Annotated in this window: 11 protein-coding genes; 7 read left to right on the top strand and 4 right to left on the bottom strand. The window is 63.4% G+C overall.

The genetic code is table 11. The features are described 5' to 3' along the window. Positions 1–71 precede the first annotated feature (71 nt). Both dxs and EN845_RS27825 read left to right on the top strand, forming a co-directional pair. Positions 72–2,009, top strand: coding sequence for a 1-deoxy-D-xylulose-5-phosphate synthase (gene dxs, locus EN845_RS27830; RefSeq protein ID WP_189522192.1), 1,938 nt, complete (start codon positions 72–74; stop codon positions 2,007–2,009). Positions 2,010–2,157: 148 nt separating this feature from the next. Further along, positions 2,158–2,451, top strand: coding sequence for a hypothetical protein (locus tag EN845_RS27825; protein WP_127873112.1), 294 nt, complete (start codon positions 2,158–2,160; stop codon positions 2,449–2,451). On the opposite strand, the gene EN845_RS27820 is transcribed toward EN845_RS27825, so the two are convergent. Next, positions 2,448–2,849 (bottom strand): GFA family protein, encoded by a 402-nt coding sequence (locus EN845_RS27820; protein WP_127873113.1) that lies wholly within the window; start codon positions 2,847–2,849, stop codon positions 2,448–2,450. The genes EN845_RS27825 and EN845_RS27820 overlap by 4 nt on opposite strands. 172 nt (positions 2,850–3,021) lie before the next feature. Here EN845_RS27820 and EN845_RS27815 point away from each other — a divergent pair, with 172 nt between their 5' ends. From EN845_RS27815 to EN845_RS27805, 3 genes are all read left to right on the top strand, one after another. Further along, positions 3,022–3,786 carry a TlyA family RNA methyltransferase gene (locus EN845_RS27815; RefSeq protein ID WP_127873114.1) on the top strand — a complete coding sequence of 255 codons (765 nt, stop codon included), beginning with the start codon at positions 3,022–3,024 and terminating at the stop codon, positions 3,784–3,786. After that, positions 3,783–5,018, top strand: a complete 1,236-nt coding sequence (locus EN845_RS27810) for a class I SAM-dependent RNA methyltransferase (RefSeq protein ID WP_127279342.1) — start codon at positions 3,783–3,785, stop codon at positions 5,016–5,018. Before EN845_RS27815 ends, EN845_RS27810 begins: the two co-directional genes overlap by 4 nt. Positions 5,019–5,175: 157 nt before the next feature. After that, a complete protein-coding gene (locus EN845_RS27805) occupies positions 5,176–7,653 on the top strand; it encodes a caspase domain-containing protein (RefSeq protein WP_127873115.1) in 2,478 nt (825 codons plus the stop codon). A gap of 142 nt (positions 7,654–7,795) precedes the next feature. On the opposite strand, the gene EN845_RS27800 is transcribed toward EN845_RS27805, so the two are convergent. From EN845_RS27800 to EN845_RS27790, 3 genes are all read right to left on the bottom strand, one after another. Further along, on the bottom strand, positions 7,796–8,437 hold the full coding sequence (locus EN845_RS27800; protein WP_167531501.1) for a transglutaminase-like cysteine peptidase: 642 nt from the start codon (positions 8,435–8,437) through the stop codon (positions 7,796–7,798). Between the two features lie 290 nt (positions 8,438–8,727). Beyond that, entirely contained in the window at positions 8,728–10,140 is a 1,413-nt protein-coding gene (gene tldD, locus EN845_RS27795) for a metalloprotease TldD (protein WP_127873116.1), read from the bottom strand. A gap of 171 nt (positions 10,141–10,311) precedes the next feature. Then, a complete protein-coding gene (locus tag EN845_RS27790) occupies positions 10,312–10,872 on the bottom strand; it encodes an invasion associated locus B family protein (RefSeq protein ID WP_127281239.1) in 561 nt (186 codons plus the stop codon). Between the two features lie 259 nt (positions 10,873–11,131). Between EN845_RS27790 and coxB the strand changes: the two genes are divergently transcribed. Together coxB and ctaD are read left to right on the top strand one after the other, a co-directional pair. Beyond that, positions 11,132–12,148, top strand: coding sequence for a cytochrome c oxidase subunit II (gene coxB, locus EN845_RS27785; RefSeq protein WP_167531500.1), 1,017 nt, complete (start codon positions 11,132–11,134; stop codon positions 12,146–12,148). Between the two features lie 38 nt (positions 12,149–12,186). Continuing rightward, positions 12,187–13,839 (top strand): cytochrome c oxidase subunit I, encoded by a 1,653-nt coding sequence (gene ctaD, locus EN845_RS27780; protein WP_127279327.1) that lies wholly within the window; start codon positions 12,187–12,189, stop codon positions 13,837–13,839. Position 13,840: the final 1 nt, after the last annotated feature.

The following is a 13,840-nucleotide window of genomic DNA, read 5'->3' as shown; positions in this document are numbered from 1 at the left end:
CGGATCGAGAGGCTGGCCGTCCGCGTCACCGACACGCATTTACTTTCGCCGGCCGGCGGCCTATCCCGCCGATGAACAGAAAGTCTGGGCCCACCGTGAACGCAACGCCGCATACGCCGCTTCTCGACAGGATTCGCATCCCGGCCGACCTGCGCACGCTGGCCGAGAGCGAATTGCCGCAATTGGCATCCGAGCTGCGCGCCGAACTGGTCGATGCCGTGTCCCGCACCGGCGGCCATCTTGGCGCCGGCCTGGGCGTGGTCGAACTGACAGTGGCGCTGCACTATGTTTTCAACACACCCGATGACCGGCTGATCTGGGATGTCGGCCACCAGGCCTATCCGCACAAGATCCTGACCGGACGCCGGGACCGCATCCGCACCTTGCGCCAGGAAGGCGGCTTGTCGGGCTTCACCCGCCGGGCCGAGAGCGAATACGACCCGTTCGGCGCCGCCCATTCCTCGACGTCGATATCGGCCGGCTTGGGCATGGCCGCCGCCCGCGACCTCTCAGGCGGCCGCAACAATGTCATTTCCGTCATCGGCGACGGCGCAATGTCGGCCGGCATGGCTTATGAGGCGATGAACAATGCCGGCGCGCTCGATGCCCGGCTCATCGTCATCCTCAACGACAACGACATGTCGATCGCGCCGCCGACCGGCGCCATGAGCGCCTATCTGGCGCGACTGGCTTCCGGCAAGACCTATGTCGGCCTGCGCGACTTCGGCAAGAAGCTGACCTCCTATCTCGGCAAGCGGGCCGATCGCGCCATCACGCGGGCGGTCGAGCATGCGCGCGGCTACGTCACCGGCGGCACTTTGTTTGAGGAACTCGGCTTCTATCACATCGGCCCTATCGACGGTCACAATCTGGAACATCTGATTCCGGTCCTGAAAAATGTCCGCGACAACGGCAAGGGCCCGGTGCTGATCCATGTCGTCACCCAGAAGGGCAAGGGCTATGCGCCGGCGGAAGCCGCCGCGGACAAGTATCACGGCGTCAACAAATTCGACGTCATCACCGGCGCGCAGGCCAAGGCGCCGGCCAACGCGCCGGCCTACACCAAGGTGTTCGCCGAAAGCCTGATCCAGGAGGGCCGCGAGGACGACCGCATCGTTGCCGTCACTGCCGCCATGCCGAGCGGCACCGGCCTTGACCTGTTCGGCGAGGTGTTCCCGTCAAGGACCTTCGATGTCGGCATCGCCGAGCAGCATGCGGTGACCTTTGCCGCCGGCCTGGCATCGGAAGGCTACAAGCCGTTCGCGGCGATCTATTCGACCTTCCTGCAGCGCGCCTACGATCAGGTCGTCCATGACGTCGCGATCCAGAAACTGCCCGTGCGTTTCCCCATCGATCGCGCCGGCTTCGTCGGCGCCGACGGCGCCACCCATTGTGGAGCGTTCGACACCACCTTCCTGGCAAGCCTGCCGGGCTTTGTGGTGATGGCGGCGGCCGACGAGGCGGAACTGCGCCACATGGTGCGCACCGCCGCCGGCTATGACGACGGGCCGATAGCCTTCCGCTATCCGCGCGGTAACGGCGTCGGCGTCGACATGCCGGAGCGCGGCTCGGTTCTCGACATCGGCAAAGGCCGCATCGTCCGGGAAGGCAGCAAGGTCGCCCTGCTGTCCTTCGGCACAAGGCTGCAGGATTGCCTTGCCGCCGCCGAGGAACTCGGCGCGGCCGGGCTTTCCACCACGGTTGCCGATGCCCGCTTCGCCAAGCCGCTCGACCAGGATCTGATCCGGAGGCTGGCTCGCTCGCACGAGGTTCTGGTCACCGTGGAGGAGGGCGCCATCGGCGGCTTCGCCAGCCATGTGCTGCAGCTCCTTGCCCAAGAAGGATTGCTGGAGAGCGGCCTGAAGGTACGCCCGCTGGTTCTGCCCGACGTGTTCGCCGATCACGCCAAGCCGGAAAAGATGTATGCCGACGCCGGACTCGACGCCGCCGGGATCGTGCGCACCGTTTTCACCGCCCTCGGCCACACGGTCCGCGCCCAGCGCGCCTGAATCAAAATCTGAACAGTCTGACTCAGTTTGCCGGCTTGATTTCATAACGCATTGTTAACGCTGCCGTTTGGCCTTTCGCTTACCGTGTCCCTTGGCCGTTTTTCAACGGCGCCCTGCTAGACAGCAGCCAGGCAGGGAGACAACGAAAATGAAGACGCTTCTGTGCGGCACGGCCCTCTTGGCCGTGATAGTGGTACCGGCTGCCGCCGAGACGCCCTACGACCGCAATCTTGAAAAGGCGGCGACAGGGATTGTCGCCGGCAAGATGGGCGGTATCCGCGGCGGCTTTTCCTACAAGCAGATGCCGCAGCTTGTGGTCGTGCCCAACGCCGCACCTCAGCCCGCTGTTACGACCGAGCATCCACGTGAACAGGCGTCGGGCAACCGGAACGATGGTCTGTCTCCGGCTATCGAGCGCCAGGTTCCGCGAACCATCTTCTAAAACCACATATCGCGCACGCAGCGACCATCGCGTGGCAAATCGTCGAAAGAGTCGAGGCCATCGAAATGGTCGATCGGCAGGTCGGCAACGGCTTCGGGTGGCGCCAGCCGCACATTGACGGCGATGCGTATTCGGCCAGAATCGCTGGCGCGCAAGCCGCGCCAGGCCAGCACACAGGCGCAGGTCGGGCAGAACAGGACTTCGAGCGACGGCGTGTCCTTTCCGGCGCGCCTATAGCTGGCCGTCGGCCCCGAAACGCGAATGCGCTCGTCGACATAATCATAGGCCCAGAGCGCGCCATAGCGGCGGCAAAGCGTGCAGTTGCAGGCGGTCACCGGGCCGGGATCGCCCTCCAGGGTCCAGTGGGTCGCGCCGCAGTGGCAGGTTCCCGTCAGCATTCGTTCTCCCCGGATTCCCCGATGGAGGCTGTCCCCGACGGCCATTTTGCCGGACCCGACGCGATGCGCGCAAGCCGCGGCTTGGCCCGCTGCTCCAGCCGTTCACGCACGACGTCACCCTGTTCCGTGTAATGTCCTTGCCTTCATCGCGGGCTTTCGCCAGAGAAGGCCGATGAATTCGCCTCTGCCAGCCAGCACACGCCAGCGGCTCGACGACCTGCTCGTCCAGCGTGGGCTGTTTGCCAGCCGTTCGCGCGCCCGTGACGCGGTCGAGCGTGGCACGGTGACGGTTGACGGCGCAATTGCCCGCAAGCCCGGCCAGAACGTTTCGCCGCAATGCCTCGTTGTCATCGACGATCCGGCGCAAGGCTATGTTTCGCGCGCGGCGCTCAAACTGATCGGCGGGCTAGACCATTTCGGCCTCGACCCCGCCGGCCGCGAGGCCCTCGACATCGGCGCCTCGACAGGCGGTTTCACCCAGGTATTGCTCGAACGCGGCGCGTCCCATGTCACGGCCATCGATGTCGGCCACGGCCAGATGCATCCTGATGTCGGCGGTGATCCGCGCGTAACCGTGATCGAAGGCCTGAACGCACGCGATCTCACCGCCGCCGATCTTGCCGGCCACAGTCCGGATTTCATCGTTTCCGACGTCAGTTTCATCTCGCTGAAACTTGCGCTGCCGCCGGCGCTTGCTCTTGCGAGGCCCGGCGCCGGCGCGGTCTTTCTGGTCAAACCGCAATTCGAGGCGGGTCGCGAGGCGATCGGCAAGGGCGGTCTGTTGAAGGACCCCTTCGATGCCGCCCGTGTCGCGGGCCTGCTGCAGGATTGGCTGGATGCCGTTCCCGGCTGGCGCTCGCTCGGCCTGCATCTGTCGCCGATCGAAGGTGGCGACGGCAATCGCGAATTCCTGCTCGGTGGGATCAAGGACCGATGAGCGCACGCTTCACAATACGAAAGCTCGGATCGCAGGGCGACGGCATCGCCGAAACCGAAAGCGGCGATCTGTTCATTCCCTTCACGCTGCCGGGCGAGACCGTCACCGCCGCGCGCGAAAGGGATCGCGCCACGCTGATGGCGGTGCTGGAGGCCTCGCCGCTGCGCGTCGACCCTGCCTGCCGCCATTTCACCGAATGCGGCGGTTGTGCCCTCCAGCATTTCGAGACCGAAGCCTATCGCGGGTGGAAACGCGAAAAGGTGGTGCACGCATTGAAGGGCATCGATTGCGAGATTGGCGAACTGGTCGCCTGCGCGCCGCGATCGCGCCGCCGTGTCGTGCTTGCCGCCCGGCGCACTGAAACAGGCATGTTGCTCGGCTTCAATCGCCATCTGTCGCCGGAAATCATCTCGATATCCGAATGTCCGATCTCGCTGCCGGAGATCGTCGCCGCGCTCGGCCCGTTGAAGGCGCTGGCCGGATTGATATGTGCCACCACCAAATCATTCCGGATGGCGGTCACCGTGACGGCTTCGGGCCTCGACGTCGCGGCGCACGACCCCGGCAAGCTCGGCGAACACCAGCGCCGTATCGCTTCCAATTTTGTCATTGCGCAGGGCTTTGCCAGATTGTCCATCGACGACGAGATCGTCATCGAGCCGAGGAAGCCTGTCGTCATGTTCGGCAGCGTCGCGGTCGCCGTGCCGCCGGGCGCCTTCCTGCAGGCGACCGAGGCAGCCGAACAGACAATGGCCGAGATCGTCGGCGGACATCTGAAGCGTGCGAAAAAGGTCGCCGACCTTTTTGCCGGTTGCGGCAGCTTCGCCTTGCGGCTGGCCGCGAAGTCGGAGGTGCACGCGGTCGAAGGCGATGCGGCCGCACTCTCGGCGCTCGACCGGGGTTCCCGCTTCGCGACCGGCATCAAGCGGGTGACGGGCGAACGCCGCGACCTGTTTCGCCGGCCACTGACGTTCAAGGAGTTGAACGCCTTCGACGGCCTTGTCTTCGATCCGCCGCGCGCCGGCGCCGAGGATCAGTCGAAGCAGATCGCCCGCTCGGATGTCCCGTTCGTTGCCGCGGTGTCCTGCAATCCGGTGACGCTGGCTCGCGACCTGCGCATCCTCATCGATGGCGGCTACAGCTTGAAAAGCGTGACGCCCATCGACCAGTTCCTGTGGTCTCCTCACGTCGAAGCGGTCGCCTTGCTGGAAAGGCCGAAGAGGCGGCGGTAGTTCACGACCGCCGGTTCGCAGGAAATTTCTGAAGCCTCTGTTCTTTCGACCAAATTGTGCCCTAAAGCCGCCTTTGTGCGGGTTCCTAATTTCGCATCTTTGGGAAACATTTCGGCCCATTCGCCGTTACTAATATGAACCGATGGCGATAACGGACATGCAGACCCTTCAGAAATTCACCGGCCTCATCATCGTTCTTATCTTTTTCGCGGTCAGCTCCTCGACCGGAGCCCTCGCGCAAGGTGAAAAGCGCTTGGCGTTCGTCATCGGCAATGGCGCGTATCAGGCCGGCGAGCTCGCGACCGCCGCCAATGATGCGGGCCTGATCGCGCAGACCTTGCAGGCGGCCGGGTTCGATGTGGTCGGGGCGCGCGATGTCGATCAGGAATCGCTGCGCGGCGCATTGCGCGATTTCCTCGGCAAGGTCTCCGCCGCCGGTCCCGACGCGATTGTCTTCGTCTATCTCGCCGGCCACGGCGTGCAGTTCGAAGGCGAGAATTACTACTTGCCGATCGATGCCCAGATTGCCAGTCCAGCCGACGTGCCGCTTCAGGCGATGCGGCTCTCCGATGTCACCAAATCGCTGGCCGGATTGCCGACGAAGGTCAACATCGTCGTGCTTGACGCGGCGCGGCCAAATCCCTTCCCGAAGTGGAAAGAGCCGCTGGCCGGCGGCCTTGCGTTGGTCGATCCCGACCCGAACATGCTGATTGCCTTCAACGCCGCTCCCGGAACGGTCGCGCCCGAAGGCAAAGGCCCCTACGGTGCCTATGCCCAGGCGCTGGCCGAGATGATACGCCAAGGCGGATTGTCGCTTGACGACGTGTTCGACCGCACACGATTGCGTGTCAACGAGGTGACGCAAGGTGCGGAAGTGCCGTGGAACGCCTCGAAAATCGTCACGCCTTTCGTCTTCTTCGACCGCGCTGCGGACGCGCCCGCGCCCAAGGTCTCGGAGGCCGACTCCCGGTCCAATCGAACCAGGGCGATCCGCGATTTCAATGCTCATGACGCCTATGTCGCGGCTCTCGATCGCGACACGATGCGCGGCTACGAGGATTTCCTCGTCACTTATCCACACGATCCGATGGCCAAGCGCGTGCGCGCCATCATCGCCGCGCGGCGCGAGGCAATCACGTGGCGTGAGACCTGGCTGCAGGACACCCCGGAAGCCTATTGGTCTTATCTGCGACGCTATCGGCATGGTCCGCATGCCTGGGACGCGCGCTGGCGGCTCGAGCATTTCGACGCTGCGCTGGAACCGCCGGAGGAATTCACCGTCTATGACTATGATTTGCCGCCGCCGCCGGAGGAGGAAATCGTCTACGTCGACAGGCCGGTGCTCTATTTCGACGATCCCGATTTCGACTTCGAGCCGCCACCGCCGATCGCGGTGATCTTCCTGCCGCCGCCGCCGCCGGAATTCGTCGTGTTGGAAGCGCCTCCGCCGCCGGTTGACGTCTTCGTCCTGCCGACACCGGTATTCGTGCCGATACCTGTGTTTATCAATCCGCCGCGTCACATCGTGCCGCCGCCGAACGACATCATCTTCAACAACATCCACAACACGACCGTCATCAACAATATCAACACGACGATCAAAAACGAGACCATCAATCACAATGCTCAGGGTGGCCTCACGACAGGCCAGAAGACGGCCGGAGGCACGGTTGGGGCCGGCTCGGCTGCACTGGCGGCCAGGGTCGCGCTGCCGCCGCTGCTGAAAAAGAGAGTGGCCATGTCCGGTCAGGCCCCGTCCAATCAGCAACAGGGCGGCTTGCCGCCGAAGCCTGGCCAACGTGTGATACAGGGCCAGCAACCTGATGCCGCGACTCCGCTGTCGAAGACCTTGTCGACCGGTAAGCTTGAAACCGATCACGCCCTGCCAGGAGCCAACGGTAGAAAGCTGCCGCTCATCAACGGTAGGCCGGCGCTGAACGACGAGAATTTGCGCAGCAACAAGTCCAGGAAGCAGCTTGGCAAGCAAGGCATCGTAGGCCGCAACCAAGAGGCGACTGGAAATGCCGGTGCAGCTGTTACCGGAGAGCAGGGCACAGCTCGGCAGAACGGCAAGAAGTTCCGCAAGCTGCCGACCGTCAACGGTGCTCCGGCCGAAAATCGGCCTGGCGTGCAGGAGCGGCTCAGGAAGAACAATCCGGAGGTGTTCTCCAACCAAGGTCAAGGCCCGGCCAGCGGAAACGACAAGAGCAGGAAGCTCCGCAGACTGCCGACCGTCAACGGTGAGCCAACCGACAACGGACCGGGCGTGCAGAAACGGTTCAGCAGGAACAATCCGGCGGTGTTCTCCGACGAGAATCAGGGCTCCGCCAGCAGGAACGACAGGGGCAGGACGTTGCGCCGGCTGCAGAACAGCGAACAGGGGGCCGCCGGCCCGGAGGTTAACGTCCAGCGCAACCTCAAGATCAGGCCGAACGAGAATGCGCAGCGTCAGTTGAGACAGGAAAGGCCTAACGAGCAGGTGCTCCGGCCGCAGAGATCGGAGCCGAAGCCGGAATTCCGGGCGCAGCCGAGACAGCAGATGCAAGAGCGGCGTCTCCCGCAGGAGCAGCCGCCACAGCAGCTCAAGAAAAAGCCGTCTTGCGGAAAGCAGGGCGAACCGGCCTGCAACCAGTAGGCTGCCGCGGCCGGGAGGCGCCCTTTCCGTTCGCGGGGCGAACATCCTTGCTCGTTGCCAGACAGGGGGCCTCTGGTGTGGCGCATCAGCCCGTCAAAGGCGATCGCTCCGGCCGCTCAGATTACGCGCTTGGCGGCATCCGTCAGGTTTTCGGCGTGCCGCCTCGCTGGTTGACCGACTGCCAGACATTCGGATTCTGCTGCGACTGACGTTTCAGAAAGTAGTAGCCGGTCGCGTTCCAGGGCCTGATTTCGTCGACCATATTGTCGAGGACGAGATCGCCTTTGTCGGTTTTCACCGTCAGGATGGTGTGGCCCTCATTGTTGAGGTCGCGCACGACCGTCATCAGCAGCGCCTGTCTGGGAAATCCAGCCTCCTGAAGGAGCTTGCGTTTGTAGAGTGCGTAGATCTTGCAATCGCCCTTGCCGTCAACCGGGTAATCCCAATGGTCCGCCATCGTGCCCCAGTGATCGAAATTGCTGACGGGTTTGATGGCGCTGTTCGCCTTCTGATTTATCCGCTTGAGGATGCGGAGGTTCCGTGCTGTCAGCTTGACATTCGCGGCCGGCAGAGCGGGCACCTTGCACTCTTTTGGCCGGCGATGACAGAAGTCGATCCAACCGTAGGGGACGCTGGTGCTTCCACCCACGGCGGCGGCAGAAGATTGCGTCGATCGCGCCTTGAACCACGTCGACTGTGCTGCCGCCGGACTGGCTTGCAGCGCTGTCGCGCCAATCAACGAAACGAAGCCAAGCAGGAAAGACGAAGTCAGGACGGGCCGCATTGCCAAAACCACCACCGCAACGAGGAACTGGTGCTGCGTTCGTGCGCAAAAGGCAGCCCAAGCAGTCAAAGACCTAATAATGTCTTAATGTGGATTGTGTTCGCTTCAAGGTCGCGGCCGGGATTCAGGTTGGGAACGCCGGCAATAGCCTGTCGCTGAGAGAGCACGCTCGACGAAGGCAGGCACCATCCGTGTCGCCGGCCGCTCGATCTGTTCGTCGAAGTTCTATCGCCACGAACAGGTCGAAACGCGTCAGCGCGTCGTCGATCTCTTCCGAACGGCGCCGAGCCTCAAACCCGGGTGCCGCCGACCGTCATCTGGTTCATCCTCAGATGCGGCTGGCCGACGCCGACCGGCACGCCCTGGCCGGCCTTGCCGCACATGCCGATGCCATTGTCGAGCTTCATGTCGTTGCCGACCATCGAGACGCGGTGCATGGCGTCAGGTCCGTTGCCGATCAGCATGGCGCCCTTGATCGGCTGCGTCACCTTGCCGTTCTCGATCATGTAAGCCTCGGTGCAGCCGAACACGAATTTGCCCGACGTGATGTCGACCTGGCCGCCGCCGAAGGACACGGCATAGATGCCGTTCTTGACCGAGGCGATGATCTCGTCCGGCTCCATGTCGCCCGAGGTCATGTAGGTGTTGGTCATGCGCGGCATCGGCTGGTGCGCATAGCCTTCGCGCCGGCCATTGCCGGTGGCTTTCATGCCCATCAGACGCGCGTTCTGCCGGTCCTGCATGTAGCCGACCAGCTTGCCGTCCTCGATCAAAACGTTGCGGGCCGAAGGCGTGCCTTCATCGTCGACGGTGAGCGACCCGCGCCGCTCGGCGATGGTGCCGTCGTCGACGACGGTGACGCCCTTGGCGGCCACCTGCTGCCCCATCAGGCCGGCGAAGGCCGAGGTCTTCTTGCGATTGAAATCGCCTTCCAGCCCGTGCCCAACGGCTTCGTGCAGCATCACGCCCGGCCAGCCGCTGGACAGCACGATGTCGAAAGTGCCCGCCGGGGCCGGGATCGCCTCGAGGTTGACCAGCGCCTGCCTGAGCGCCTCCCTGGCGGCGTGCTTCCAACTGTCCTCGACCAGGAAGTCGCCGAACGCCTTTCGCCCGCCCATGCCATAGGAGCCGCTCTCCTGGCGGTCGCCATCGCCGACGACGACCGAGACGTTGACGCGGACCAGCGGCCTGATATCGCGCACCACCTGGCCGTCGGCGCGCACGACCTCGATATGCTGCCAGGATGCGGCGATCGAGGCCGTCACCTGGCGTACGCGTGGATCCTCGGCGCGCAGCCAGGCGTCGATTTCCTGCAGCAGCTTCCCCTTGGCCTCGAAGGACGGCGAGGGGATCGGATTCTCGTCGCCGTAAAGATGGCGGTTGGTGCGGGCGGGGGCCGCGGCAAGCGTGCCGGAATACCCACCCTTGACGGTCGACACGGCATTGGCCGCGCGCAGCAGCGACGCCTCGGACAGGTCGCTGGAATGAGCGTAGCCGCTGGCTTCGCCGGCGACCGCGCGCAGGCCAAAGCCCTGGTCGGTGTTGAAATTGGCGGTCTTTAGCCGGCCGTTGTCGAACATCAGCGCCTCGCTCTCGCTGTATTCGAGGAAAAGCTCGCCGTCGTCGGCGCCCTTGATGGTGTCGGCGACGATCTGCTTGATGCGGTCGTCTGAAATGTCGAATTGGCCGATCAGGCTGTTCATGGCGCGTCCGTCCGTGGGATGATTGCTTTCCCCCGATGTAGGCGTGAAGCCGCGCCCGCACAATCGGCAATGAAGATCAGCGCCGACGAATGACCCCGTCCGCTCGATGCAAGGCATGCGTCCGTGGTCGGCAAAAGCCGCGTCCAGGTCTGGTTCAGCGCCCAGCCACGATCAGGGCAGGGCGGCGAAACCCTCGGCGAAACCCTTGAGGTCGACCGGGATGCCGATGCCTTCCTCAGGCGTCTGGAAGACGATGAACGTTGCCGACGTGCCGGTCTTCAGCGTGTCGAGCAGCGGCTTTTCGAGAATGACCTCGGCATAACATCCGTCCTGGAAGCAGCGCACGAAATAGGCGCGGCCGATGTCCTTGCCGTCGACGTTGAGACCGAGGCCGTTCGGCAACAGCACGCCGAGCGGCGCCAGCACGCGCAGGATCTCGGCCTTGTTGTCGGCGGTGCGCAGCACGACGACCGAAAGCCCCATCTCCGGACGGTCCTCGGCGACGACGTTCTGCATCATCACGCATTGTTCCGAGGTCGCGCCGGCCGGCGTGTCGCAGATGATCGACCATGCGCCATGCGTCGACTTGACCGTGCCGCTCGGCTGGGCCGCATTGGCCTGCCCGGCGACGAACAGACCGGCCGCCGACAGGACGGCGAGAAACATGGCGTTTGCCAGGGTTCTCGAAAGTCTCAGTCGCGTATGCCTCAGTCTCGAAAGCCAAGAGTTCATGACGGCTCCATTGCGAATCACGGCACTTTAAGCTGCGCCAATGCCAAGTAAAGGACGAGACCGCGGCCGGACTGTCCCGAAACAGGCAATACAGCGCTTTTCCCTGTCAAATTCGCCTGAATTACGACGCTCTGCGGGCTCCGCCAGCGTAGGGCGGACAGCCCGCCGAACATACGCGATTCGCCACCATCGCCATTGCCTTCGAAGAGCCCTGTCAGCTTGCGCGCAAAAATGCCGCACGGTTTCGACCGCTCCTTTCTTGCGGAGGGAAAAAGAGTATGGTTTGAACCACCTTGAGACTGTCGGGATTCCCGTCCCGGCATTGTTCGTTATTCTCGTTGGCGCAGCCGCGAGGAACTGGGAGACGAAGAGGGCGATGAGAAATTTCCTAGCTGGCGCCAGGTTTCTAGCAAGTGCCAAGTTTCTGAGTGCTTGTGCCGCCGCCACGATTTTTGCCGGCACATCCGCCCAAGCCGATCAGCCCGTGGAGTGGGAGACCACCTTCCAGGCGCCGGCGACCGACATGATGCGGCAGATCGAGTGGTTCGGAAACTACACGATGTGGTTCATCGTTCCGATCACCATTCTGGTGCTCCTTCTCCTCGCCTACTGCATCGTGAGGTTTCGCGCGAGCGCCAACCCGGTTCCCTCCAAGACCAGCCACAACACGCTGATCGAGGTGATCTGGACCGTCGGTCCGGTCGTCATCCTGCTTTGCCTCGCCATTCCCTCGTTCCAGCTCTTGACCGCGCAATATACGCCGCCTGAAGAGGCCAAGCTGACAGTCAAGGCGACCGGCAACCAGTGGAACTGGGATTACGAATACCAGACCGACAACACGCTCGCCTTCAACTCCGCGATCCTCCAGGACGGCGACCGCGCCAAGGCCGGCAAGGAAGACCGCAAGGTCTATCCGCGCCTGCTCGCCGTCGACAACGAGCTGGTGGTGCCGGTCAACACCATGACCCGCGTGCTCGTCACCGCGACAGACGTGATCCACTCCTTCGCCATGCCGTCCTTCGGCATCAAGATCGACGCCATTCCAGGCCGTACCAACGAGACCTGGTTCAAGGCGGAAAAGGAAGGTCTCTACTATGGCCAGTGCTCGCAGCTTTGCGGCAAGGACCATGCCTTCATGCCGATCGCCATCCGTGTTGTCTCGGATGCGCAGTTCAAGACCTGGCTGGCGGCAGCCAAGACCGATTTGCCGGGCGCCAACAAGACGCTCATGGCCGAGGTCGATGGCCAGAACAAAGTAGCGGCCGCCGGCAATTGATGCCGCTGGTTAGCAAGATTTAGGGAACGGAGCGGAACATGGCAGACGCTGCAGCTCACGACGGGCACGACCACAAGCCGTATCATGGCTGGGTGCGGTGGGTTTATTCGACCAACCACAAGGACATCGGTACGCTCTACCTGATCTTCGCGATCATGGCCGGTATCATCGGCGGTGCGCTGTCGGTCGCCATCCGCATGGAGCTGCAGGAGCCTGGCATCCAGATCTTCAGCGGCCTGGCGCAGATGGTCTACGGCATGAACGGTGACGCCGCGGTCGACGGCGGCAAAAGCATGTACAATGCCTTCGCCACCGCGCACGCCCTGATCATGATCTTCTTCATGGTCATGCCGGCGCTGATCGGCGGTTTTGCCAACTGGATGGTGCCGATCATGATCGGTGCGCCGGACATGGCGTTCCCGCGCATGAACAACATTTCGTTCTGGCTGCTGCCGCCGGCCTTCATCCTGCTGCTCACCTCGATGTTCGTGCCGAGTGCGCCGGGCGCCTACGGCGTTGGTGGCGGCTGGACGCTCTACCCACCCCTCTCGACCTCGGGTCAGCCCGGTCCGGCCATGGATCTGGCGATCCTGTCGATCCACATCGCCGGCGCCTCCTCGATCCTCGGTGCCATCAACTTCATCACCACGATCTTCAACATGCGCGCCCCTGGCATGACGCTGCACAAGATGCCGCTGTTTGCCTGGTCGGTGCTGGTCACTGCGTTCCTGTTGCTGCTGTCCCTGCCGGTTCTGGCCGGCGGCATCACCATGCTGCTCACCGACCGCAATTTCGGCACCACCTTCTTCGCTCCCGATGGCGGCGGCGATCCGCTGCTGTTCCAGCACCTGTTCTGGTTCTTCGGCCATCCGGAAGTCTACATCCTGATCCTGCCGGGTTTCGGCATCATCAGCCATATCGTCTCGACCTTCTCGAGGAAGCCAGTGTTCGGTTACCTCGGCATGGCTTACGCCATGGTCGCGATCGGCGCCGTCGGCTTCATCGTCTGGGCGCACCACATGTACACGACCGGCCTGTCGCTCGACACGCAGCGTTATTTCGTCTTCGCCACCATGGTCATCGCCGTGCCGACGGGCGTGAAGATCTTCTCCTGGATCGCAACGATGTGGGGCGGGTCGATCTCGTTCAAGACGCCGATGCTGTGGGCGCTGGGCTTCATCTTCCTGTTCACCATCGGCGGCGTCACCGGCGTCCAGCTGGCCAATGCCGGCCTCGACCGGTCGCTGCATGACACCTATTTCGTCATTGCCCACTTCCACTACGTGCTGTCGCTGGGCGCGGTGTTCGCCATCTTCGCCGGCTGGTACTACTGGTTCCCGAAGATGACCGGCTACATGTACTCGCCCGTCATCGCCAACACCCACTTCTGGGTCACCTTCGTCGGCGTCAACCTGATCTTCTTCCCGCAGCATTTCCTCGGCCTCGCCGGCATGCCGCGCCGCACCATCGACTATCCCGATGCGTTTGCGGGCTGGAACTATGTGTCGTCCATCGGTTCTTATATCTCGGCCGTCGGCGTCCTGATCTTCCTCTACTGCGTGTTCGAAGCCTTCCAGAAGAAGCGGGTGGCCGGCGCCAATCCGTGGGGCGAGGGTGCAACGACGCTCGAATGGCAGCTGCCTTCGCCGCCGCCCTTCCACCAGTGGGAGCAGTTGCCGAAGATCAAGTAAG

Origin of the sequence: Mesorhizobium sp. M8A.F.Ca.ET.202.01.1.1, from assembly GCF_004791595.1 — a bacterium.
In the GTDB taxonomy this organism is placed as follows: Bacteria; Pseudomonadota; Alphaproteobacteria; order Rhizobiales; family Rhizobiaceae; genus Mesorhizobium.
The sequence above is the reverse complement of the archived record's forward strand: the minus strand, read 5'-3'. Positions and strand labels throughout refer to the sequence as shown.